The following is a 21,168-nucleotide window of genomic DNA, read 5'->3' on the forward strand; positions in this document are numbered from 1 at the left end:
GCTGTCGGTCCGGCCCGACAATCGGCGGTACGCCGGCCCGCCCGCCGGTCAGTAGCTACTGCTGCTGTTGTCGCTCGTCGCGATCGCGTAGATGATCGCGGCGGCGTAGATGGCGATCACCAACACCAGGAACCCGGTGAGAATCCAGCCGACGATGATGGCGGCCTTCGCCATCCCCGCACCGCCCTCGCCGCTGAGCCGGATCTGCTTCTGCGCCACGTGTCCGAGGATCGCGCCGATCGGCGCGGTGATGCAGGATGTGAAACCGATAAGGGCCAGCACGAACGCCGCGATGGCCAGCCCGTTGGTCTTCGGCGGCTGCGGATAGCCGTAGCCGGGGTACTGCGGCGGGTAACCGGGCGGGGCGTATCCGGGCATCGGCTGGGTCGCTGGCTGCTTCGCGCCGGCGTACGGGTCGACCGGGGCGTACGGGTCCGGGGCGTAGGGGGCCGGGGCGTACGGGGCGGGGGCGTACGGGTCGACCGGGCCAGGTTGTGCGGGCACCGGCTGACCGGCCACCACTGTCGGATCCGGTGCGGGGCTCGACGGCTGGGCCGACCACGTGGGGTCGCTCCAGTTGCCGGGCGGCGGGGGATTGGTCATGCGAACTCTCCGTCAGGTTGGGGTGCGGAGACAGGGTAGCCAGCGCCGCCCAAACCCGACGCCCCTGCTTCCGGGTGCCGCGTTGCTCGGGCCGGTCGTAACGGGCAGGATCCCTGACATGGCATACGACGCGCGCGCCGCGGACCGCTCCGGCAGTCGACCCCGACGGGACGTCAGCCGCCCGGGCGCGGCCCGTCGCGCCCGGGCGGCCGCCCCGGCGGGCAGCCCAGGCCCCGACGAGCCGGTCGCGCTCACCGACCCGGTCACCATGCGCCTCGACGGGCGGGTCGCCCTGGTCACCGGGGCGGGCAGCCCGGACGGCATCGGGTACGCCACTGCCCGGCGACTCGCCGACCTGGGCGCGCGGGTGGCCATCGTCTCCACCACCCGACGCATCCACGAGCGGGCGACCGAGCTGGGCGTGACCGGCTTCGTCGCCGACCTGACCGACGAGTCCGAGGTCGGCGCGTTGGCCGATGCTGTCGCCGAGCAGTTGGGCGACGTCGAGGTGCTGGTCAACAACGCCGGTCTGGCCAGTCGCGCCAGCCAGGGGGTGCTGCGGCCGGTAGCCCAGCTGACCTACGACGAGTGGCGCGGTGAGATCGACCGCAACCTCTCCACAGCGTTCCTCTGCAGCCGGGCGTTCATCGGGGGGATGGCCGAGCGGGGTTGGGGTCGGATCGTCAACCTGTCGGCCACGGCAGGCCCGGTCAACGCCCTGCCCACCGAAGCCGCGTACGCCGCGGCGAAGGCGGGGGTCGTCGGGCTGACCCGGGCGCTGGCCATGGAGATGATCGCCGACGGGGTGACAGTCAACGCGGTGGCGCCCGGCACCATCTACACCGCGGCGTCCACCATGGCCGAGATCAAGCAGGGGTTGGGCACCCCGGTGGGGCGACCGGGCACGCCGGACGAGGTCGCCGCGGCGATCAGCTTCCTCTGCTCGCCGGCCGCCTCGTACATCACCGGGCAGATGCTGGTGGTGGACGGCGGCAACAGCGTCCGCGAGGCCCGCTTCCGCTGACCGCGACGGGCCACGTCGGCCCGTTCGTCAGTAGCCGCCGCTGTCGCCGTTGTTGCTGAAGGCCACCAGCGCCAGCCAGCCACAGCAGGCCAGCACGGTGAGCCCGGTGAAGACGTAGCCCAGGATCAGCCCCCAGGTCGCGAGCTGGTCGCCCTCCTCGCCGCTGGTGCGGATCTGCCGCTTGGCCACGTGGCCGAGGACGGCGCCGGCCGGCGGGAAGACGAAGGCGAACACCAGCGACAGGATCGCCAACACGTTGGTGCCCCGACCCGGCCCGCCCGGCGGGGGGCCGTACTGGCCGTAGGGGCCCTGCGGGGGGTACGGCGGTTGCTGGCTCCAGTGCGCCGACTGCTGCGGCCCCTGGTGGCCGTACGGCGGCGGTTCGCCCGCCGATGGCCCGTACGGTGAGCGTTCCGCTGGCAGCTCGTACGCCGGCTGGTCCGGCTGCGGCGCGTACGGCGGCTGGCCGGCCGGCGGTGGCGCGTACGGCGACTGGTCCTTCGGTGGCTCGTAGGGTGACGGCGGCGGCTCGTCCTCGGGCGGTCCCGACGGCGGCGGGTAGCTCACAGCTGTCCTCCTCCTGCCGGTGCCGGAAAAGTCCCTCTTGCCGGACGCTACCCGCAGCGGTGAACCTTTTCACAGCGGTTGTGTGGACTGGTCACCTTGGCCTCGTCGACCCGAGGGGCCGATACTGACCCAGCGTTCAGTTACCCATGAGTAGTGCGCGGATCCCCGGAGGCTGAGATGGCCCGACTCGCCCAGACGCCCGGCCTGACCGATGTGCAACAGTCGATCCTGGAGACCGTTCGGGACTTCGCCGACAAGGAGATCATCCCGCACGCGCAGCGGTTGGAGCACGCCGACGAGTACCCCACCGACATCCTCGACGGCATGCGCGAGATGGGGCTGTTCGGCCTCACCATCGACGAGGAGTACGGCGGCCTCGGCGAATCACTGCTCACCTACGCGCTGGTGGTGGAGCAGCTGTCCCGAGGCTGGATGTCGATCTCTGGCATCGTCAACACCCACTTCATCGTGGCGTACCTGATCTCTCAGCACGGCTCCACCGAGCAGAAGGCCCGGCTGCTCCCGCGAATGGCCACCGGCGAGGTACGCGGCGCGTTTTCCATGTCCGAGCCCGAGACCGGCTCCGACGTCTCCGCGATCAAGTCCCGGGCCGTCCGCGACGGCGACAGCTACGTGCTCAACGGGCAGAAGATGTGGCTCACCAACGGGGCGTACTCCTCGGTGGTCGCCACCCTGGTCAAGACCGACACCGGCGCCGAGTCCGTCTACGGCAACATGAGCACCTTCCTGCTGGAGAAGGAGCCGGGCTTCGGCGAGACCGCGCCCGGCCTCACCATCCCCGGCAAGATCGAGAAGATGGGTTACAAGGGCGTCGAGACCACCGAGATGGTGCTCGACGGCGTGACAGTGCCCGACTCCGCGATCCTCGGTGGCGCCGACCAGGTGGGTCGCGGCTTCTACCAGATGATGGACGGCATCGAGGTGGGCCGGGTCAACGTGGCCGCCCGCGCCTGCGGCATCTCCATCCGCGCCTTCGAACTGGCGGTGAGCTACGCCCAGCAGCGCAAGACCTTCGGCCAGCCCCTCGCCAAGCACCAGGCGATCGCCTTCAAGCTCGCCGAGATGGGCACGAAGATCGAGGCTTCGCACGCCCTCATGGTCAACGCCGCCCGGCTCAAGGACGCCGGCCAGCGCAACGACGTCGAGGCCGGGATGGCCAAGCTGCTCGCCTCGGAATACTGCGCCGAGGTCGTCCAGGAGGCGTTCCGCATCCACGGCGGCTACGGCTACTCCAAGGAGTACGAGATCGAGCGGCTGATGCGGGAAGCCCCGTTCCTGCTCATCGGCGAGGGCACCTCGGAGATCCAGAAGACCATCATCTCCCGAGGTCTCCTGAAAGAATACAAGCTCTAACCCACCCCCGGCCCCCGCGATCTTGCACTTTCGGTTGCCCGATAAACCCTTATGCCGGTTACGTCGGGACAGTAAGTGCAAGATCGCGAGGGTGGGGAGGTGGGTCGGGTTAGGTCAGGCGGGTCAGGTTGGCGGCGGCGCGTTCGACGATGAGGCAGCGATCTTCGACGTAGTCCATGCCGGCCTCCTCGGCGATCCGCCGCGCCTCGGCCGAGACGATGCCCAGTTGGAGCCAGACAGCGGGGGCGCCGATCGCCGCCGCGTCCCGGACCACCTGCACGGCGTCGGCCGCCGGTCGGAACACGTCCACCAGGTCGACGGGGTGCGGAATGTCGGCGAGGGTCTTGTAGGCCCGTTCCCCGAACAGTTCGTCGACGGTGGGGTTGACCGGGATGATGCGCCAGCCGTACTGCTGCATCTGCAACGGCACGCCGTGCGCGGCCTTGAACGGGTCGCGCGACGCGCCCACGACGGCGATCACGGCGGAGTCGGCGAGGATCTGCTGAGCGGTACGCACCCGCCGACTGTAGCTCCGACTAGAGCAGCGTCAGCTGCTCGGCCGCCGGTGGCGGAGACTCTGGCAGGCTGCGGTTGTCGCCCCGCTCCCCGCGGTGCAGCCCGTGCCGACGGGCGGCGATCCGCACCCGCGCGGTCAACTCCCGCTGGTACGCCTGCGGGGAGTACGCGCCGGCCCGGTAGAGCTCGCGGTAGCGGGGCACGAGGTGCGGGTGCTCGCGGGCGAGCCAGTGCGCGTACCACTCCCGGGCACCGGGACGCAGGTGTAGGGGCAGGGCGGTCACGCTCGTCGCACCGGCGGCGGCGATCGCCGAGACGGTGGCGTCGATCGACTCGTCGCTGTCGCTGAGGCCGGGCAGGATCGGGGCCATGAGCACACCGACGGAGAAGCCGGCGTCGGCGAGTGCCCGGACGGCGTCCAGCCGGCGGCGTGGGTGTGGTGTGCCCGGCTCGACGCTGCGCCAGAGGTGCTCGTCGACGAACCCCACCGAGAAGGAGATGCCCACCGCGGTCACCTCGGCGGCCTCGCGCAGCAGCGGCAGGTCGCGCAGGATCAGCGTGCCCTTGGTGAGGATCGAGAACGGGTTGGCGAAGTCACGCAGGGCGCCGATGATCTGCGGCATCAGCCGGTAACGACCCTCGGCGCGCTGGTAGCAGTCCACGTTGGTCCCCATCGCCACGTGCGCGCCCCGCCAGCGCGGCGCGGCCAGCTCCCGCCGGACCAGCTCACCGGCGTTGACCTTGACGATCACCTTCCGGTCGAAGTCCGCGCCGGCATCGAGATCGAGATAAGTGTGAGTATTTCTCGCGAAACAGTAAACACAGGCATGAGAACAGCCTCGGTACGGGTTGATCGTCCACTCGAACGGGACGCGGGACTGCCCGGGCACCCGGTTGAGGATGGACTTGGCCTGCACCTCGTAGAAGGTCATTCCGGCGAACTCGGGGGTGTCGAAGGTGCGGGCGACGGCGCCGGGCAGCGCCAGCGGCAGGGGTGGCGTCGCTGGCGCTGCCCGCTCGGGGTCTCCCTCGACCGGGGGAGCGGTGAGGTTGTCCCAGCGCATGGCCATTATTCGAACACGTGTACGAGGCAAGCGCAAGTGACCCGCCGTACACCGGTGGGCGTTCGGATGGTCGGAGAGGGGAGGATGGACTCATGGAGACGTCGACCTTCGTCTACGACGGGGACTGCGCGTTCTGCACGAGCTGTGCGGAGTTCATCGAGCGTCGCATCCCCACCGCGGCCCGGGTGGTGCCCTGGCAGTTCGCCGACCTGGACGCGCTCGGCCTCAGCGTGGCCGAGTGCGAGGAGGCCGTGCAGTGGGTCGGCGCGGACGGCTCGCGCGCGGCCGGTCCGGACGCCATCGCGACGCTTCTCGCCGCGAGTGGTCCGCTCTGGCGGGTCGCCGGCGCCGGCCTGCGGATTCCTCCGGTGCGTGTTGCGGCCTGGCCGTTGTACCGCTGGGTGGCGCGCAACCGGCACCGGCTTCCCGGTGGCACGGCTGCCTGCTCCCTGCCGCAGGAGGCCCGGGAACGGCTCTACGGGCCGGCCGGCCGCCCGACCACCGGCGCCTGATCGTCGAGCGTCCGCTTCGCGCCGGCGGCCACCGGATCCTGGTCGGCCGGCACCGGGCCGACGTCGGTCGGGCGCGGTTCCGGGGTGTCCGTCGTCGCCGCCTCGGAGGGGCCGCGGCCGATGAGCCGGCGGGCCCAGACCAGCGGGCGTACCCGCTCCAGGGGTAGGAAGCTGGTCATCGCGGCCAGGTGCGGCGCGAACGAGATCGTGATGGTCGCGATGGTGACCGCGTGGAACGAGTAGAAGAAGCCGACCATGGCGAGTCGCCAGCGGGGTGGCAGCAGGAAGACCACCGGGCTCAACAGCTCGAACGCCACGATGCCGAACTGGGCGACGATCAGCAGGTGCGGCACCTGGGCGATGAGGTCCGCCAGGTCGGTGCCGCGCCGGATGATCGCGCGGGCCAGGACCGAGCCGGTCAGCCAGTCCAGACCGCCGAAGCGCAGCTTGGCGAAGGCGGCCAGGAAGTACGTGCAGATGACCGCGATCTGGGTGACGCGCAGGGCCCAGCCGCCGGCCTCGGTGCGGGTGGTGTCGCCGTGTCGGGCGCGACCGGCGGTGGGCAGCACGGCCAGTGCGACGAGCAGCCCGAACCGGTCGTGGTCGACCTTCCCGTAGCTCATCGCGATGATCATCCATTCCAGGTACAGCGCGCACACCGCCCAGCCGAGCAGCCGGGGCGCCCGTCCGGTGGCGGCGAGGAGGGCGAGCAGCAGCAGCGCCCAGAAGATCACCGTCACCAGCGTCTCGGTTGGCGTCGGGAGTGGGAGCAGGCGGCCGATCAGGAGTGGTCGGTACAGGTCGCCGGGCACGCTGACCCGGGTGCGTACCCAGGGGGTGAAGATCACCAGGTCGGCGGCGACGAACAGGTAGATCAGGGTGCGGAACGCGGCCACCCGGCCCCGGGGTACGGCCTCGGTCAGCCAGCGGTTCATCGGGTGGCCTGCCAGCGGACGATGGTCTGGTCGGTGTGCTGCCCGGTCGGCCGGCCGGCGCGGATGCCGTGCCAGCGGATGACGATGCGGACCTCGACCAGCGCGGGAGCGTCCGGGTGGCGTTCGGCGTACGCGTCGGCGACCTCGGTGAGCAGCGTCGGGTCGGCGGCGTATCGGGCCTGCTGGCCCTCGATCTCGGCGCGGCGGATGCCTGTCGCGTTCTGGTCGAGGTCGATCACCGTCCCGGAGCTGTTCACCCCCTCGACGCGGGTGTCGGGTGCGGGTGCGTTCGGCGGGTTGGAGGTGGAGTACATCCGGAACGGGCCGAACGGGAAGTCGTCGTCGCTGCCCCAGAAGGTGCCGACGACGAGCAGGACGAGACCCAGTGCGGTCGCGCCCAGCCGGGTCACGCGCCCGCGGGTGGTCAGGTTCTCCATCGGGTCGTGACGATACGGGATGTACCGACGGCCTCGGGTCCCTCCGACGGCCAGTTCGGCCTGACCAGGCAGGTGATCATGCGGAAGTTGGTGGGGGTACGACGAAGGCCGGGCCCGCATCGGGCCCGGCCTCGTGTGTCGTCGTCGGGACGACTCAGTGGTTGTGCTCGGCCAGCTGCTTGCGAACGTCGTCCATGTCCAGCGCCTCGACCTGCTCGATCAGGTTCTCCAGCGCGGACTCGGGAAGGGCGCCCGGCTGGGCGAAGACGATGACGCCGTCACGGATCGCCATGATCGTCGGGATCGAGCGGATGTCGAACTTGGCGCCCAGCTCCTGCTGAGCCTCCGTGTCGACCTTGCCGAAGACGATGTTCTGGTGCTTCTCCGAGGAGCGCTCGTAGACCGGGGCGAACCGCTTGCACGGACCACACCAGTCGGCCCAGAAGTCGACCAGGACGATGCCGTCGTTGCCGGTCACCTCGTCGAAGTTCGTCGAGGTCAGCTCAACGGTTGCCATTGCACTCTCCGATCACCGCGGTTTATCTACGTCCCGTAGAACCAGGGCTGACCGTATCGAATTCCCGGGCGATGGGGCACGAAACGTGCTCGGGGCTGCCGGGGGGTGCCGCAGGTCATCGACGCGCATCTGTTCACACCCGACCTGCGGATCGCAAGTGCATGACGCACTTGCGTGACCTGCCGTAATGGGAGCGTTTCCAGGGAGATCCACGCGATTGAGCACTACGAATCGGTAACTTGGGCCTTGACGAGGAGGTATCCGGCCTGCGGAGATCGCTGATCAACCTCCGCTTCGTCACGGACAGTAGTGTTACAAAAAGATAAATGTGACCGGGGTCTCTGTTGAACCTACGCAGGCGTAGGGCAGAATTCCTCACATCAGAGCGTGGGCGGCGGGTGCCGGGGAGGGCCCCGCCGCTCATTGCGTCTCCCCCCAGGCAAGTGACCGGTGTGACATTTCCGCCGCCGTCGCGCCCCGCCGGTCGCCTTAACCATCGGTAAGGCATGCTGTGCCGAACTCCATCGCCGCCCGTCGAAGGGACCAGCATGCAGTTCGGTCGCTACTACGAGGAGTTCGAGGTCGGCGCGGTCTACCGGCACTGGCCGGGCAAGACCGTCACCGAGTACGACGACCACCTCTTCTGCCTGCTCACCATGAACCACCACCCGCTGCACATGGACGCGCACTACGCCGCGACGGCCAGCCAGTTCAAGCGCAACGTCGTGGTCGGCAACTACATCTATTCGCTGCTGCTCGGCATGTCGGTGCCCGACGTGAGTGGCAAGGCGATCGCCAACCTGGAGGTCGAGTCGCTGCGGCACGTCGCGCCGACCTTCCACGGCGACACCATCTACGGCGAGACCACGGTGCTGGACAAGCGTGAGTCCGGCTCGAAACCCGACCGGGGCGTCGTGTCGGTGGAAACCCGCGGCTACAACCAGGACGGCACGATGGTCTGCGTCTTCCGGCGCAAGGTCATGGTCCCCAAGCGGGAGTACGCGGCCGCCGCGGTGCCCGACGGCGTGGATCCGGAGCGGCCGAGCTTCCCCGAGCCGCGCTGACCGTCGCGGCGGGCTCGACCGTCGACGAACACGGGGCCCCTTCCTCACCGCGGGTCTGCTGGGGAAGGGGCCCTGTTCCCGTCTCGGGGCATATGCTGACGCCGGAGGTTCCGATGAGCCACTCCGTAGCGGGAGAGCCGTCCTCTGCCGGCCGCCGAGCCGCACCCTTGACCACAGCTGTCTACTCCGCCGCCGAGTGGGATCTGCTCACCAGCCTGCCCGGTCGGGTTCTCGTGGCCGCCGCGGCGCCCGGTCCTGGCCGGACGGAGCGTGGAGTGTTGGCCAGCCTGGCCGGCCTGGATGCCGTGGCTGCGGGCCGAGCCTCCGACAGCGACCTGGTCCGCGCGGTGGTCGCCACGATCTACGCCCGCCACGACGGCACCCCGCAACCCGCCGAGCGGCTCACCGACCTGGTGGACCTGCTGGCCGCCTGCCGGGCGGCGAGCCGGGTCCTCCGGCGGCGGGCCGACCCCGCCGACTCGGCCGCGTACCGCCAGTGGGTGCAGTCGGTCGCGGCCCGGGTCTGTCGCGCGGTGCCCGGCGCCGGCGCGCGCCGGGTGGACCCACCGGCCAGCCCGGCGGATCGGCGCTTCCTGGACCGGCTCGGTGCGGGCCTCGACCTGGGCTGACCGGCAGGTCGTCGCGGCCGGTGCCGACGCGGTCCGTACCCTCTGATGACCGTGACCGACGACCAGCTTGAGGTGGGCGTGGGCCCCTGGCCGGGGGACCCACCGGACGACCCCCGTTACGACCCGCAACTGCTGGCGGAGGGGGACCGGCGCAACGTCGTCGACCGCTACCGCTACTGGCGGCACGAGGCGATCGTGGCCGACCTGGACCGGCACCGGCACGGCTTCCACGTCGCGATCGAGAACTGGCAGCACGATTTCAACATCGGCACTGTGGTGCGCAACGCCAACGCGTTCAACGCCGCCGAGGTGCACATCGTCGGACGGCGACGGTGGAACCGGCGCGGCGCGATGGTGACCGATCGGTACCAGCACGTACGGCACCACGAGACGATCGAGGAGTTCGTCGCCTGGGCGGCCGAGCGGCAGCTGCCGGTGTTCGGCATCGACAACCTGCCCGGGTCGCGTCCGCTGGAGACCGGCACCCTGCCGCGGGACTGCGTGCTGCTGTTCGGCCAGGAGGGGCCCGGCCTCTCCGCGCCGGCCCGCGCCGCCTGCGACCAGCTCTACTCCATCGCCCAGTACGGCTCGACGAGGTCGATCAACGCGGGCGTGGCCAGCGGAATCGCCATGCACGCCTGGATCCGTGCGCACGCCGGTACGCCGCCGGACTGACCCACGTACGGTGCCGAATCGGACGTTCCGGCTTGACGTGCCGCCGCTCCGGGGAGACGGTGGGGATGTGAGTGTCGCGGTGAGTTGTCCGAGATGCGGGGGCCCGGTACGGGCGCCGGATCTGATGAACACCGACTCGAGGTGTGTGCGCTGCGGCCCGGTGCCGCCGCTGCACGTGCCGGAGCACATCGGAGCGGACATCGTGGCGAGCGTTGTGGAACGGATCACCGCGACCGGCGATCCGCCGGTGACACCGTTGTGGTGCCCGTGGCCGCTGCCGCCCGGTTGGACACTCACCGGTGTGGCGTACGCCGGGGACGACCGGACGGGCGTACGGGCGACAGTGGTGGCCTGCGCAGGCCCGGCCCCGCTCGGTGGCGGCCCGGCCGATCTGGTCTTCGTGGCCGAGGAACCCGGTGTCGGCCTGGGCACCAGGCTCGCCGGTCTGGCCGGCCCGGATCCGGGACCGGAGTTGGTGGACGCGCTGACCGACCCGGGGTCGGGTCACCCTGACCATGTCGGACAGGCGAAGATCAAGGTCGGCGGGCACCCTACTCCACTGTGGTTGGTGAATTCACCAACGGATCGAAGCGCGTACGCCGGCGAAGCTCGGGGAATGTGGCTCCATGCGATAGCCTGGCCGGCGAGTGCGGGTCACCTGCTCGCGGAAGACGTCGTGCTACACGACCTGACCGAGTGGACTCCGCCCGAGCTCGTGTACGGCGCACCGTCCCCGTATCTACCCGGTAGAGCTTGACAACTCTTCCGGATTGACGGAGAACGGACGCAGATATTCACTGTACGACACCACACTGATACTCTGGGTGCCGCTGCGGTAATGGGACCCGGCGCCGCGCGAGAGGATGGCCCGCCATGGTCAAGAAGGTCCTCACCTGGGCCGGAATCGCATTCTTGATCTTCTTCGTCGCCTACCGGCCAAACTCTGCGGCGGACGTGTTCAAGTCGCTCGGCGGCGGGATCATGGATATCGCCCAGGGGTTTGGCGACTTCTTCACCAGCCTCGTCGCCTAGCCGCCGATGGGCAGCCCCTCCGGACCACCCTTCGACCCGGACGACCCTGACCGGGAGCGCCGCGAGCGCGACACCGAGCCGATCCCGCGGATCGGGCCTGATGACGGCCCGGGCTACGGGGCCGGTCCCGGCCTGTCCGACGGTCCGTCCCTTTCGGACGACGTCGGCTATGGCGACGGGCCCGGCTATGCCGGCCAGGGTCGTTCCGGTCGGGGGTGGGTCCGTGATCCGGAGGCCAGCTACCAGCCGCCGCAGATCTCCGAGGACGAGCTGGCCGGGTTGCGCGCCGACGCGACCGGCTCGACCCCCCGGCGGGTGCTGCCACTGGAGGACGAGCCCAGTTCGCTGGTGGCTCGCTACCTCTTCCCCACCGAGCGCTACCGGGGTGAGTGGAAGCGACACTGGATCCACCTCACCAACCCGCTGTTGATCGGCGTCGCGGCGACCTTCGTGCTCGGCTACCTCTCCGGCTTCCTCGCCGGCCAGGACGTCGGCGTGCTGACCACCATCGCCGTGCTGCTGTGGTTCGCGGTGATGGGCTGGGTGGCGTGGAAGATCGCCGACTGGTGGTATGACCGGTTCATCCTGACCAACAAGCGGGTCATGGTGGTCAACGGCATCGTCACCCGCAAGGTGGCGATGATGCCGCTGGTCCGGGTCACCGACATGAAGTACGAGCAGACCCCGACCGGTCGCGCGCTCAACTACGGCACCTTCGTGCTGGAGTCCGCCGGCCAGGAGCAGGCGCTCCGCGAGATCAAGAACCTGCCCAACCCGAACGAGCTCTACCTGCGCGTCGTCGAGGAGATGTACGAGCCGCAGGCGGTCGAGGCGCGGCTCGGCAAGGAGGCCGACGAGGCCAAGGCCGACGACGGGGCGTGAAGGTTTTCGACCGAACATCGGAGCAAGTGCGCACCTTTCGTCATGGACCAGAGCGCCCCTGACGTGGCACTCTGCCAGGACGGCAGGGGTGTGGAGGTGGGCGGTGGCGAGCAAGGACTCGTTGGAGGAGCAGTTCCGCGAGTTCGTCGCGGCCCGCTCCGCCGCGCTCCTACGCACCGCTTATCTGCTCACCGGGGACTGGGCCACGGCCGAGGATCTGCTCCAGACGGCGCTGACCAAGACCTACCTCGCATGGAAGCGGCTCGGCGGAATCGAGGCGGTCGAGCCGTACGCCCGGCGTGTGATGGTCAACACGTCGACCAGTTGGTGGCGGCGACGCTGGCACGGTGAACGCCCGACCGAGGTGCTGCCCGAGCGGGCGGGCGTCGACGAGATCGAGCAGCAACTGGACCGTGATCTGCTCTGGCGGCATCTCCGGGAGTTGCCCAACCGGCAGCGGGCAGTGCTGGTGCTGCGCTACTACGAGGACATGTCGGAGGCGCAGACCGCCGCGATGCTGGACATCTCACCGGGCACTGTGAAGAGCCAGGCGTCCCGGGCACTCGCCACGCTGCGTCGACGGCTCGGCGCGGACGCACCGGAGCTCGCGGCCACCGCCGGCATCGCCGCCCGGCCGGCCGCTGCCGCCGGGACCGCGACCGGTGCCGCCGGCCGGACCACGGGCTCGGGTTCCCGGACCGGGCGGGTCCCGACCGGTGCCGCCGCACCCCGGCCCGGACGGACGGCCAGCCAACCCGTGCCCCGCCCGGCCGCGTCGCGCCCCGCCGTGCCGCGTGCGATCACCCCGCAGGTCGTGCTGCCCACCGCCCCGGCGGCCGTGCCCGTCGGCACGGGCTCCGGGGATCAGCAGTGAGTCAGTTCCCAGGCCGGCGCGACAACCTGACGGCCGGCCCGCAGCGTTCATACCAGGTGCGGCCAGACGAGCTGGAAGGTGCGGTGCGGGAGACACTCTCGCACCAGGTCGCCCTTGGCCGCCCACTGCGCGTCGATCCGGCCGGCCAGGCCATCCGCCGCGCGAACCGCATCCGGCGTCGACGCACCGCCGCCGGCCTCGCCCTCGCGGCGGTCACCACAGTGCTGCTCAGCGCCGGCATGGCCCAGCTCGGTGCCGAAACCAGGCGGGACGGCTCACCCATCGTGGTGATCGGCGACCCGGACCCGACCAACCGACCACTCCCGACGGCCAGCATTCCCGGCCCGGCCCCCTCTCCCACGACGTTGTCCTCCCACCTCGTCGGTGAGACGCTGGTCAACGCCGACGGGCGGCGGCTGGTGCTGCCCGACGTCGGGCCGGCCGAACGCGTCCAGCCGCTGCCCAGCGGTGGCGGTTGGCTGGTGATCGGTGCGCCGAGCATCGCAGGACGCTCGCTGTCGGTGGTGCAGGACGACGGCCTGGTGCAGGTGCTGCTGGCCGGGGCCGGCGCGATCGTCCTGGCCCCGGACGGCCGCCAGGTCGCCTGGCTCGAAGGGGACGATCTGCTGGTGGCAGGCGTGGTCGGCACCCAACTCATCGGGGCGGTGCGCACCCCGGTGCCCGCGTCGGCGGAGCCCGTCCGGTTCGTCGCTGACAGCGTGCTGGTCCGACTCGACACGGCCAGCGCCGGTCACACGCTCTGGCGGCCCGGTGCGGGGCCGTTGCCCGACGCCTTCGACCGGAAGAGCCTCAACGTCTACGGGGGGCTGCCCGACGGGCGACTCGTCGGCCAGGTCACCACGACCGACCCGGGCCGGACCTGCCTCGCCATCCTCGCCCCGACACGTCACCTCGACCCGGTACGCACCGGCTGCCCTCCAGACCTGAGCCAGGACGGCGTCGGCGGGGTCTCGCCGGACGGGCGGTGGCTGTTGGTCAACGGGGGGAGCGGCAAGGCCGGTCGGTCCCTGCTGGTCGACCTCCAGCGGCTCGGGCCGGGTGCGACAGCCGTTGCGGCCGGTCCGCCGATGACCGGGGCGATCGTGTGGAGCGACGAGAACCAGGCCTCCTACCTCGACGGCACCGGCGAACTGGTCCGGGTCGACGTCGGCCAGGTGCGGGCGGGAGAGCCCGCCAGCCCCGCTGCCGTGCCCGGCGTGCCAACCGGAGAGCGGCCGATCCTGGTGAAGGGCTTCTGACCCCGGGTGACCTGGGCGACCCATGTGAGCCGAGCTCACTGTTTCCTCGGTAGCGTCGGGCGGTGACCTCGCGTACCGGCCCCGCCCCCCGGATCGACCTGCACGCCCACTCGACGGCCAGCGACGGCACGCTGACCCCGGCCGAGCTGGTCGGCGCGGCCTCCGACGCCGGGCTGGATGTGGTGGCGATCACCGATCACGACACCACGGCCGGCTGGGCGCCGGCCGTCGGCGCGCTGCCGTCAGGTCTGCGTCTGATCCGGGGTGCGGAGTTGTCGTGCCGCTGGTCCGGTGCGCAGCCGGCAGTGCCGCTGCACCTGCTCGCGTACCTGTTCGACAGGGACCACCCGGAGCTGGTGGCCGAGCTGGCGCGGGTCCGGGCCGCCCGGGAAGAGCGCGGCGAACGGATGGTCGACCTCCTGCGGGCCGACGGCATCGATGTGAACTGGCCGGACATCCTGGCCGGCGCGGGTGGCGGCACCGTGGGACGCCCGCACCTCGCGCAGGCACTCATCCGCGCCGGCCTGGTCGGCAGCGTCCGGGAGGCGTTCGGCCCGGACTGGCTGGGCGAGCGGTACCGGCTGCCCAAGGAGGACATCGACGTGTTCCGGGCCGTTCGACTGGTCCGGGCGGCCGGAGGCGTGCCGGTCTTCGCCCACCCGCGGGCGACCCGACGCGGCCGGGTGGTGCCCGACGAGCTGATCGCCGAGCTGGCCGCCGCCGGGCTCGCCGGGCTCGAGGCCGACCACGAGGACCACAGCCCGGCCGAGCGGGAACACGTACGGGCGCTCGCCGCCGAGCTGGGTCTGCTCGTCACCGGCTCCTCGGATTTTCACGGCACCCACAAGACCGTCCAACTCGGCGCGTTCAGCACCAGCGTCGAGGCGTACGAGCGGATCGTCGCCGAGGGGGTGACCGAGGTCGCTTCGGGCTGATCCGGGTATTTCGCCCATCGCGGCGCGGCTAGGTTGATCACGTGGATCTGAAGCTGTTCGGCGAGGTCTTCGTGACCCTGCTGGTGATCACCGACCCGCCGGGCATGATGCCGATCTTCCTGGCGCTGACCGGCCCGCTGCCCGCCCGCGACCGCAACCGGGCAGCCTGGCAGGCCGTCGCGTTGGCGCTCGGCGTCATCGTGATCTTCGCGGTGGCGGGGCAGACCCTGCTCGACTATCTGCACGTGGACCTGCCGGCGTTGCAGGCGGCCGGTGGGCTGCTGCTCGTGCTCGTCGCGCTGGAGCTGCTGACCGGCAAAGCCGACGACCCGAGCCAGCAGGTCACCTCCAACATCGCGCTGGTGCCGCTGGGCACGCCGCTGCTGGCCGGCCCGGGCGCCATCGTCGCCACCATGCTCTTCGTCCAGCAGGCCGACGGGCTGGGAGAGTTCAGCGCCATCGCCGTGGCGATCCTCGCCGTGATGGTCGCCGTCTGGATCGTCCTGCGCTTCTCCGGCGGCATCGTGAAGATCCTCCGGCCGGGCGGGATCGAGGTGTTGACCCGGATCGCCGGCCTGCTGCTGGCCGCGATCGCCGTGCAGCTCATCGCCGACGCGGTGGCCGCCTTCGTCACGCAGTACGTCAACATGGCCTGACGGCACGCGCGCGATGTCGGGGGCGGATGGCAGGATCGCAGGCGTGCGACGATCCTCATCAGCAGGGCGGCCGGCCGCCGGCGGTCGGGCCCCTCGGCAGCGCGCCGGCGACGCCGAGCAGCTCGGCTTCGAGGGCATGCCGGAGCGGCTGTTCGTCTGCACCCCGAGCAAGCTCGGCGCGTACGCGGACTGCCCGCGTCGCTACCGCTACTCCTACGTCGACCGGCCCGCCCCACCCAAGGGCCCGCCGTGGGCGCACAACTCGCTCGGTGCCAGCGTGCACACCGCCCTGAAGAACTGGTATGCGCTGCCCGCCGACCGGCGGCGCCCCGAGGCGCTGGCCACGCTGCTCAAGGGCACCTGGGTCCGCGAGGGCTACCGCGACGACGAGCAGGAGCGGGCCGCCTACCGGCGGGCGTTGGGGTGGCTGGAGGCGTACGTCGAGACGCTGGAGCCGGATTCCGACCCGCTCGGTGTGGAGCGGGTGGTGGCGGTCAAGACCGCGGTGTTGGCGTTCAACGGCCGCGCCGACCGGATCGACTCGCGGCCGGGCCCGGAGGGGCCGGAGCTGGTCATCGTCGACTACAAGACCGGTCGCACCGGGCTGGACACGGACGACGCCCGGGGTTCGCAGGCGCTGGCGCTCTACGCGTACGCCGCCGAGCGGGTGTTCCGTCGCCCGTGCCGCCGGGTGGAGCTGCACCACCTGCCGACCGGCACGGTCGCCGGTCACGACCACACCGTCGAGTCACTGGCCCGACAACTGACCCGTGCGGAAGAGACAGCCCGCGACATCATGGCCGCCGAGCGGGCAGTCGCCGACGGCGCCGACGCGGACGAGGCTTTCCCGGTGGCACCCGGCCCGCGCTGTGGCTGGTGCGACTTCCGACGGCACTGCCCGACGGGCTCGCAGGTCCCGGGCAAGGAGCCGTGGGCGGCCATGGACCGGCCCGCCGACGGCTGACCCCCCGCCGAGGGCCGGGTCAGCCGGCCAGCGAGGCGGCGGCGTGCCGCGCGGCCCGCTCCTTGGCTGCCTGTATCAACGGCCCCTCCAGGTAGCGGCGGGGGACTGCGGCGAACGCGAGCCGCAGCGCGCGCACTGTCAGGTCCGCCGACAGGGCCGTGGTCGGTAGACCGAGACCTCCGTACATCCGGTGTGCCCACGTCGGCAGCAGCGCGAACGCGGTGCTGGCGATCCCCAGGTACGCCCAGCGTGGCGGGCCCAGCGTGAGCCCCAACCGGACCGGCAGGCTGAGCTTCCACGGCAGCGGCGGGGCGGTGAGGAACACCGCCGTCTCGGCGGCCTCCCGGGTCATCCGCAACTGTGGCCGTACGGCCTTGTAGTAGTCCGCGACCTCGGCGGCGGTCCCCGGGACGGTGGCCGGGTCCAGGCCGACCAGAGCGGCGGCGCGGCGCTGCTCGGTGTAGTAGCCGTCCACCTCGTCGTCGCTCAGCGGCAGCCCGGCGCGTCGGGCCGTGCTCAGGAACGACTCGACCTCGGTCACGTGCACCCAGCGCAGCAGGTCCGGTTCGTCGATCCGGAACTGCTCACCGGTGCGCGTGTCGGTGGCCCGTAGCCGGTCGTGCAGGCGGCGCAGCCGGGCCCCGGCGGCCTCCGCCTCGGCGGTGGTCCCGTAGACGGTGGTCGCCACGTAGGTGGCGGTGCGGATCAGTCGGCCCCAGGCATCGGTGCGGTAGTTGCTGTTCTGCGCGACCCCGGCCATGGCCCGGGGGTGCAACGCCTGGAGGTAGAGCGAGCGTAGGCCGGCGACGATCAGGATCGGCTCGTCGTGCACCTTCCACGTGACCGAACCCGGACCGAAGAGGCCGAGGTCATCGGAGTCCACCGTCCAAGAGTGCCACGGTCGGGCCGGCCTCGCCGATCACCGCCGCCGCTGCCGTGCCTGAACCGCGGCGTCGCTGGTCAGACGTCGGCGGAACGGCGGGCCCGGCAGCCCGGGCAAAGGCCCCAGAAGGTCACCTCGGCCTCGTCCACCTCGAAGCCGTGGGCGCTGTTCGGTTCCAGGCACGGGGCGCTGCCCACCGCGCAGTCGATGTCGGCGATCTCGCCGCAGCCCCGGCAGACCACGTGGTGGTGGTTGTCGCCCACCCGCGCCTCATAGCGGGCGGGACTGCCCGCCGGCTCGATCCGGCGCGACAGCCCGGCCCGGGACAGCGCGCCCAGCACGTCGTAGACCGCCTGGGTGGAGACCGAGTCGAGGCGTTCGCGGACCCTGCGGGTGATCTCGTCGACCTCCAGATGGCCGCCGCCGGCCAGCACGTCGAGCACCGCGACGCGTGGCCGCGTGACACGCAGGCCCCTCGACCGCAGCAGCTCCTCGGCACCGGACACCGGCCAATGACAGCACGCCCGGTCCGCATCGACAACCGTCGCCCGCTCCGGGTGGCCACCGACACAGCCAGGCAAGATCGGGAGTACGGCCCAGCGGATGAACCCGATCGACGCGGCGCGCGTGTCACCGGTCGAGAGCCTGGGGACGATCGGCGGACCATAGGCTGACCACCCCTGACCATGATCCACCTGGAGGGTTCGATGTTCGAGGAGATCCTGGGTCTACCGGTGCACGTCCTGGTAATCCACGCGGTCGTCGTGTTCGTACCGCTGCTGGCGGTGCTGGCCATCGCGTACGTGGGGCTGCCGCGGTGGCGGCACCGGCTGGACTGGGCCCTGGGCCTCCTCGCCGTGGCCGCGCCGGTGACCGCCTACGTCGCGGTCAAGTCGGGTGAGGCACTCACCGACGCGCTGGTGGCCCGGGGGTTCCAGGGGCCGATCCTCGATCAGATCTTCGAGCACTCCCGTTACGGCGACATCCTGTTCCGCATCGTGGTGCCGCTCGGGATCGTGGCCATCCTGCTGCTCGTGGCGACAAGTGGGCACCCCCGGGTGCCGCAACTGCCCGCGCTGGTCATCCCGGTGCTGGCGGTAGCGACAGTGGGCCTTGCCATCGCCGCCCTGATCTACGTCTACCTGACCGGACACTCCGGCGCCGAGACCGTCTGGGGCACCACCCTCTGAGCTGCTGCTTCCTGCTGTGGCCCGGGGGTGGGCATCAGAAGATCACTCGCGAGCAGAGCAGACAGAGCAGGACCAGCAGCACCACGCCTGCCGCCGCGCCGAAGCCGTAGGTGACCCGCTGCGAACGCTGCTCGGCCGCGTCCAGGCTGGCCATGTCCTGCGGTGGTAGCTGTCGCGGTGGCGCCGGCTGCAGATGTACGGGTGGACGCCAACCCGCCGGCGGCGGCACGCTCGGCGGCGGGCCGGAGTACCCGCTGGCAGTGCGCCCCGTCGACGCTGGGCCGGTCTGCCCGGTCGGTGGTGCGGGCGCGGGCGCGGCGGGAGGTTGGTCCGCCACCGAGTCGCCACCGGTGTCGGGCCGTCGCCAGTAGTCGTCCGGGGTGCTGCCACCGCTGGGGGTCGTCACGCCGTCCGACGCTACCAACGCGACCGGCGGCCCGGTCGCTTCTGGCCGGCGCGCCCACGGTCGGCGGTTCGGTCGGTTCTGGCCGACGCGCCCGCCGTCGATGGCCCGGTCCACCGTCGTCGGCTGCGCTAGTCTTGCCGCTCGTGAGCACCGAGGACCCCGGCACGCACGGCGCACGTGGCGACGACGACCGCGCCGTCGACCTGAGCGAAGACTTCGTGGTGCTGCCCGAGCAGACCACTGACGACACCGACAGTGGTTGGGGCGAGCGGTCGGGCGGCAACGACGACTGGCTGCTCGCGGAACGCCCCCCGCACTGGGACTGACCCCCGGCGGCGCGCCAGGGCCTCACGACGTCGATCCGATATTCGACAGTGGGATGACCGGGGCCGGACGATCTCGCAGCGGAACCTGCCCCGTCGTGGTCGTACCCGTCGGTGAGCGGGTCAGCGCCCTCGGGTTCCGGCCCCCGCTGACGGCGGTGGAATCTGTGCTGGCGGGGTTCGGTCTGGCATCGAGGGTGCGTCGGAGGGAACGGCGGCCGGCGGGCATCCGGCCGGGGTGTGCAGGACTGCGGCGGCCAGGCCGAGAAGCGCGGCGACCAGACCGGCCCGGAGCAGGGCGCGCCCGCCGGGCCGAGTGAGCTGGCGCAGCGGGCGCAACGCCCGCGCGGAATCCGGATCGAGCATCGCCTCTGCCGCCTCCCGTCCCCGAGCGCCGCAGTGGCACCCCTGAACGGCAGGCTAGGCAGTTCCAACCGCCTCGGCCGATCCTCTGGCCGACGCCTGTGGACAACCGCGCGGCCTGTGGATAACGCCCGTCCGTCGGTGCCATCTGCTACGGCACCCGCCTCGATCGGCTCGCGATCGAAGAATCTGGGCGGTCAGAGCGGCGGGGACAGGCCGACTTCCTGGAACCCGAGTTGATCGAGGCCCGACCCGAGGTGGGGTCGGGCCTTCGGCGATCAGGACGTGGAGCTTGCCGCCGCCTTGCCGCCGCCCGATCCACCTGAGGACGAACCGGAGGACGACCCCGAGGAGGACGACGAGCCCGAGGAGGACCCGGACGAGGACGAGGACCCCGAAGAGGACGACGAGGAGGACGAGGACGAGCTGTCACCGGAGGACGACTCGGACTTCGCCGGCTTGGTGGCCGTGCCGCCGGCCGTCGTCTCGGAAGCGGACGCCCGGGAGTCGGTGCGGTAGAAGCCCGAACCCTTGAAGACGATGCCGACCGAGTTGAAGACCTTGCGCAGCCGCCCCTGACACGCCGGGCACTCGGTCAGCGGCTCGTCAGAGAAGGACTGCACCGCCTCGAGCTGGTGACCGCACGTGGTGCAGGCGTACTGGTACGTGGGCACGTTCTCCTCCGGATCTGGGCTCGGCCAGTTGGCACTCGACGTATTCGAGTGCCAATGGTGCGTCATTCGGCCTGGGTTCGTCCAGCGGACGTGTGGGGCGCGACACCGTGCGCCGCATCCGGGCCGCCGTCAAGCGTACGCACCCCGTCGGCGGGGGTGACGACCGCGCGCACCCGACGGTCGTGTGGCTCCGCCGGCAGCGCCTCGACCAGCTCACCGTCGTGCAGCGGCACCACAGTCAGGGCTGCCTCGGGTACCCGGGCGAGTGCGCGGTCGTACGAGCCGCCACCGCGCCCGAGCCGCCGACCGTGGTGGTCGACCGCGAGAGCCGGTACGACCACCAGCTCCGCGTGAGCCACGGCGGTCACGCCGAGACGGGCACCGACTGGTTCTCGGATACCCCGACCCGCGGCGATCAAGGCAGCCGGCCCGGTATACGCCGCCCAGTCCAGATCCAGGTCGGCGAGGAGCACCGGCAGCAGCAACTCGGCGTCCGCGGGCAGGGCCGCCCGCAGTACCTCGGGCAGGTTGGCTCCGCCCGGTTCGGAGCCGACCGGCACGTACGCCGTCATCCGGTGTGGGCGCAGCCGGCGTACCAGGGCGATCAGTTCGGCCTGCACGCGCCCGGCGGCGGCTGCCCGGGTCTCGGCGGGCAGCGACCGGCGGCGAGCGAGCAGTTCGACACGGGTGTCCCGCTTCGCCATTCGGGTCACTTCCGCTTCATCAGAAAATTCCGGCACGCAACACTCCTGACGCAACGCCTCTCTCACGGTTGCTCTGTGTCAGCATCGCAAGCAACGGAGGCGGAAC

The 21,168-nt window shown here is 71.3% G+C and carries 28 protein-coding genes and 1 pseudogene; 17 read left to right on the forward strand and 12 right to left on the reverse strand.

Annotation, left to right across the window (positions count from 1 at the left end):
* Window positions 1-48: 48 nt before the first annotated feature.
* A complete protein-coding gene (locus ACLJOK_RS19435) occupies window positions 49-603 on the reverse strand; it encodes a DUF4190 domain-containing protein (protein ID WP_410820175.1) in 555 nt (184 codons plus the stop codon).
* 118 nt (window positions 604-721) lie between these two features.
* Between ACLJOK_RS19435 and ACLJOK_RS19440 the strand changes: the two genes are divergently transcribed.
* A complete protein-coding gene (locus ACLJOK_RS19440; RefSeq protein ID WP_410820176.1) occupies window positions 722-1,627 on the forward strand; it encodes an SDR family NAD(P)-dependent oxidoreductase in 906 nt (301 codons plus the stop codon).
* A 27-nt stretch (window positions 1,628-1,654) separates the two neighbouring features.
* Here ACLJOK_RS19440 and ACLJOK_RS19445 read toward each other — a convergent pair whose 3' ends face one another.
* The gene (locus ACLJOK_RS19445; RefSeq protein WP_410820177.1) at window positions 1,655-2,194 is read right to left on the reverse strand and encodes a DUF4190 domain-containing protein; all 540 of its coding nucleotides are present in this window, start codon (window positions 2,192-2,194) and stop codon (window positions 1,655-1,657) included.
* Window positions 2,195-2,371: 177 nt separating this feature from the next.
* On the opposite strand from ACLJOK_RS19445, the gene ACLJOK_RS19450 reads away from it, so the two are divergent.
* Window positions 2,372-3,568, forward strand: coding sequence for an acyl-CoA dehydrogenase family protein (locus tag ACLJOK_RS19450; protein WP_410821537.1), 1,197 nt, complete (start codon window positions 2,372-2,374; stop codon window positions 3,566-3,568).
* A gap of 109 nt (window positions 3,569-3,677) precedes the next feature.
* On the opposite strand, the gene ACLJOK_RS19455 is transcribed toward ACLJOK_RS19450, so the two are convergent.
* Together ACLJOK_RS19455 and ACLJOK_RS19460 are read right to left on the reverse strand one after the other, a co-directional pair.
* Window positions 3,678-4,085 carry a CoA-binding protein gene (locus ACLJOK_RS19455; protein WP_124819981.1) on the reverse strand — a complete coding sequence of 136 codons (408 nt, stop codon included), beginning with the start codon at window positions 4,083-4,085 and terminating at the stop codon, window positions 3,678-3,680.
* Between the two features lie 19 nt (window positions 4,086-4,104).
* Entirely contained in the window at window positions 4,105-5,148 is a 1,044-nt protein-coding gene (locus tag ACLJOK_RS19460) for an Rv2578c family radical SAM protein (RefSeq protein WP_410820178.1), read from the reverse strand.
* A 92-nt stretch (window positions 5,149-5,240) separates the two neighbouring features.
* On the opposite strand from ACLJOK_RS19460, the gene ACLJOK_RS19465 reads away from it, so the two are divergent.
* Window positions 5,241-5,660, forward strand: a complete 420-nt coding sequence (locus ACLJOK_RS19465; RefSeq protein WP_410820179.1) for a thiol-disulfide oxidoreductase DCC family protein — start codon at window positions 5,241-5,243, stop codon at window positions 5,658-5,660.
* On the opposite strand, the gene ACLJOK_RS19470 is transcribed toward ACLJOK_RS19465, so the two are convergent.
* From ACLJOK_RS19470 to trxA, 3 genes are all read right to left on the reverse strand, one after another.
* Entirely contained in the window at window positions 5,624-6,595 is a 972-nt protein-coding gene (locus ACLJOK_RS19470; protein ID WP_410820180.1) for an MFS transporter permease, read from the reverse strand. The two genes, ACLJOK_RS19465 and ACLJOK_RS19470, sit on opposite strands and share 37 nt — an antisense overlap.
* The gene (locus ACLJOK_RS19475) at window positions 6,592-7,032 is read right to left on the reverse strand and encodes a hypothetical protein (protein ID WP_410820181.1); all 441 of its coding nucleotides are present in this window, start codon (window positions 7,030-7,032) and stop codon (window positions 6,592-6,594) included. Before ACLJOK_RS19475 ends, ACLJOK_RS19470 begins: the two co-directional genes overlap by 4 nt.
* Before the next feature lie 154 nt (window positions 7,033-7,186).
* The gene (gene trxA, locus ACLJOK_RS19480) at window positions 7,187-7,549 is read right to left on the reverse strand and encodes a thioredoxin (RefSeq protein WP_007455291.1); all 363 of its coding nucleotides are present in this window, start codon (window positions 7,547-7,549) and stop codon (window positions 7,187-7,189) included.
* A gap of 548 nt (window positions 7,550-8,097) precedes the next feature.
* On the opposite strand from trxA, the gene ACLJOK_RS19485 reads away from it, so the two are divergent.
* The 11 genes from ACLJOK_RS19485 (at window position 8,098) to ACLJOK_RS19535 (ending at window position 16,519) form a co-directional block, all read left to right on the forward strand.
* The gene (locus ACLJOK_RS19485) at window positions 8,098-8,613 is read left to right on the forward strand and encodes a MaoC family dehydratase (protein WP_030486570.1); all 516 of its coding nucleotides are present in this window, start codon (window positions 8,098-8,100) and stop codon (window positions 8,611-8,613) included.
* A 92-nt stretch (window positions 8,614-8,705) separates the two neighbouring features.
* Entirely contained in the window at window positions 8,706-9,242 is a 537-nt protein-coding gene (locus tag ACLJOK_RS19490; protein ID WP_410820182.1) for a hypothetical protein, read from the forward strand.
* Window positions 9,243-9,293: 51 nt separating this feature from the next.
* Window positions 9,294-9,917, forward strand: a complete 624-nt coding sequence (locus tag ACLJOK_RS19495; protein WP_091397287.1) for a TrmH family RNA methyltransferase — start codon at window positions 9,294-9,296, stop codon at window positions 9,915-9,917.
* A gap of 79 nt (window positions 9,918-9,996) precedes the next feature.
* Window positions 9,997-10,674: a DUF6758 family protein gene (locus ACLJOK_RS19500; RefSeq protein WP_372471748.1), complete on the forward strand. Its 678-nt coding sequence runs from the start codon at window positions 9,997-9,999 to the stop codon at window positions 10,672-10,674.
* A 116-nt stretch (window positions 10,675-10,790) separates the two neighbouring features.
* Window positions 10,791-10,949, forward strand: coding sequence for a hypothetical protein (locus ACLJOK_RS19505; RefSeq protein ID WP_007455302.1), 159 nt, complete (start codon window positions 10,791-10,793; stop codon window positions 10,947-10,949).
* A gap of 6 nt (window positions 10,950-10,955) precedes the next feature.
* The gene (locus tag ACLJOK_RS19510) at window positions 10,956-11,831 is read left to right on the forward strand and encodes a PH domain-containing protein (protein ID WP_410820183.1); all 876 of its coding nucleotides are present in this window, start codon (window positions 10,956-10,958) and stop codon (window positions 11,829-11,831) included.
* Window positions 11,832-11,934: 103 nt separating this feature from the next.
* Entirely contained in the window at window positions 11,935-12,705 is a 771-nt protein-coding gene (locus tag ACLJOK_RS19515) for a SigE family RNA polymerase sigma factor (RefSeq protein WP_410820184.1), read from the forward strand.
* Entirely contained in the window at window positions 12,702-13,964 is a 1,263-nt protein-coding gene (locus ACLJOK_RS19520) for a hypothetical protein (protein ID WP_410820185.1), read from the forward strand. Before ACLJOK_RS19515 ends, ACLJOK_RS19520 begins: the two co-directional genes overlap by 4 nt.
* A gap of 62 nt (window positions 13,965-14,026) precedes the next feature.
* On the forward strand, window positions 14,027-14,899 hold the full coding sequence (locus ACLJOK_RS19525; protein WP_410820186.1) for a PHP domain-containing protein: 873 nt from the start codon (window positions 14,027-14,029) through the stop codon (window positions 14,897-14,899).
* A gap of 41 nt (window positions 14,900-14,940) precedes the next feature.
* Window positions 14,941-15,555, forward strand: a complete 615-nt coding sequence (locus ACLJOK_RS19530; RefSeq protein ID WP_091394729.1) for a MarC family protein — start codon at window positions 14,941-14,943, stop codon at window positions 15,553-15,555.
* 13 nt (window positions 15,556-15,568) lie between these two features.
* Window positions 15,569-16,519 (forward strand): RecB family exonuclease, encoded by a 951-nt coding sequence (locus tag ACLJOK_RS19535; RefSeq protein ID WP_410820187.1) that lies wholly within the window; start codon window positions 15,569-15,571, stop codon window positions 16,517-16,519.
* 19 nt (window positions 16,520-16,538) lie between these two features.
* On the opposite strand, the gene ACLJOK_RS19540 is transcribed toward ACLJOK_RS19535, so the two are convergent.
* A complete protein-coding gene (locus ACLJOK_RS19540; RefSeq protein ID WP_410820188.1) occupies window positions 16,539-17,402 on the reverse strand; it encodes an oxygenase MpaB family protein in 864 nt (287 codons plus the stop codon).
* A gap of 77 nt (window positions 17,403-17,479) precedes the next feature.
* Window positions 17,480-17,908, reverse strand: coding sequence for a Fur family transcriptional regulator (locus tag ACLJOK_RS19545; RefSeq protein ID WP_410820189.1), 429 nt, complete (start codon window positions 17,906-17,908; stop codon window positions 17,480-17,482).
* Between the two features lie 201 nt (window positions 17,909-18,109).
* On the opposite strand from ACLJOK_RS19545, the gene ACLJOK_RS19550 reads away from it, so the two are divergent.
* A complete protein-coding gene (locus ACLJOK_RS19550; protein WP_410821538.1) occupies window positions 18,110-18,592 on the forward strand; it encodes a hypothetical protein in 483 nt (160 codons plus the stop codon).
* Between the two features lie 34 nt (window positions 18,593-18,626).
* On the opposite strand, the gene ACLJOK_RS19555 is transcribed toward ACLJOK_RS19550, so the two are convergent.
* Window positions 18,627-18,998, reverse strand: coding sequence for a hypothetical protein (locus tag ACLJOK_RS19555; protein WP_410820190.1), 372 nt, complete (start codon window positions 18,996-18,998; stop codon window positions 18,627-18,629).
* Between the two features lie 143 nt (window positions 18,999-19,141).
* Here ACLJOK_RS19555 and ACLJOK_RS19560 point away from each other — a divergent pair, with 143 nt between their 5' ends.
* Window positions 19,142-19,324, forward strand: a complete 183-nt coding sequence (locus ACLJOK_RS19560; protein ID WP_238680428.1) for a hypothetical protein — start codon at window positions 19,142-19,144, stop codon at window positions 19,322-19,324.
* Between the two features lie 645 nt (window positions 19,325-19,969).
* Window positions 19,970-20,203: a hypothetical protein gene (locus ACLJOK_RS19565; RefSeq protein ID WP_410821616.1), complete on the forward strand. Its 234-nt coding sequence runs from the start codon at window positions 19,970-19,972 to the stop codon at window positions 20,201-20,203.
* 14 nt (window positions 20,204-20,217) lie between these two features.
* On the opposite strand, the pseudogene ACLJOK_RS19570 reads toward ACLJOK_RS19565, so the two are convergent.
* Window positions 20,218-20,424, reverse strand: a pseudogene (locus tag ACLJOK_RS19570) (FmdB family zinc ribbon protein); the annotation flags it as partial.
* Window positions 20,421-21,098: a 5-formyltetrahydrofolate cyclo-ligase gene (locus ACLJOK_RS19575; protein ID WP_410820191.1), complete on the reverse strand. Its 678-nt coding sequence runs from the start codon at window positions 21,096-21,098 to the stop codon at window positions 20,421-20,423. The pseudogene ACLJOK_RS19570 and the gene ACLJOK_RS19575, both read right to left, overlap by 4 nt.
* Window positions 21,099-21,168 lie beyond the last annotated feature (70 nt).

Origin of the sequence: Micromonospora sp. 050-3 (assembly GCF_046549335.1) — a bacterium.
Classification (GTDB): domain Bacteria; phylum Actinomycetota; class Actinomycetes; order Mycobacteriales; family Micromonosporaceae; genus Micromonospora; species Micromonospora trifolii.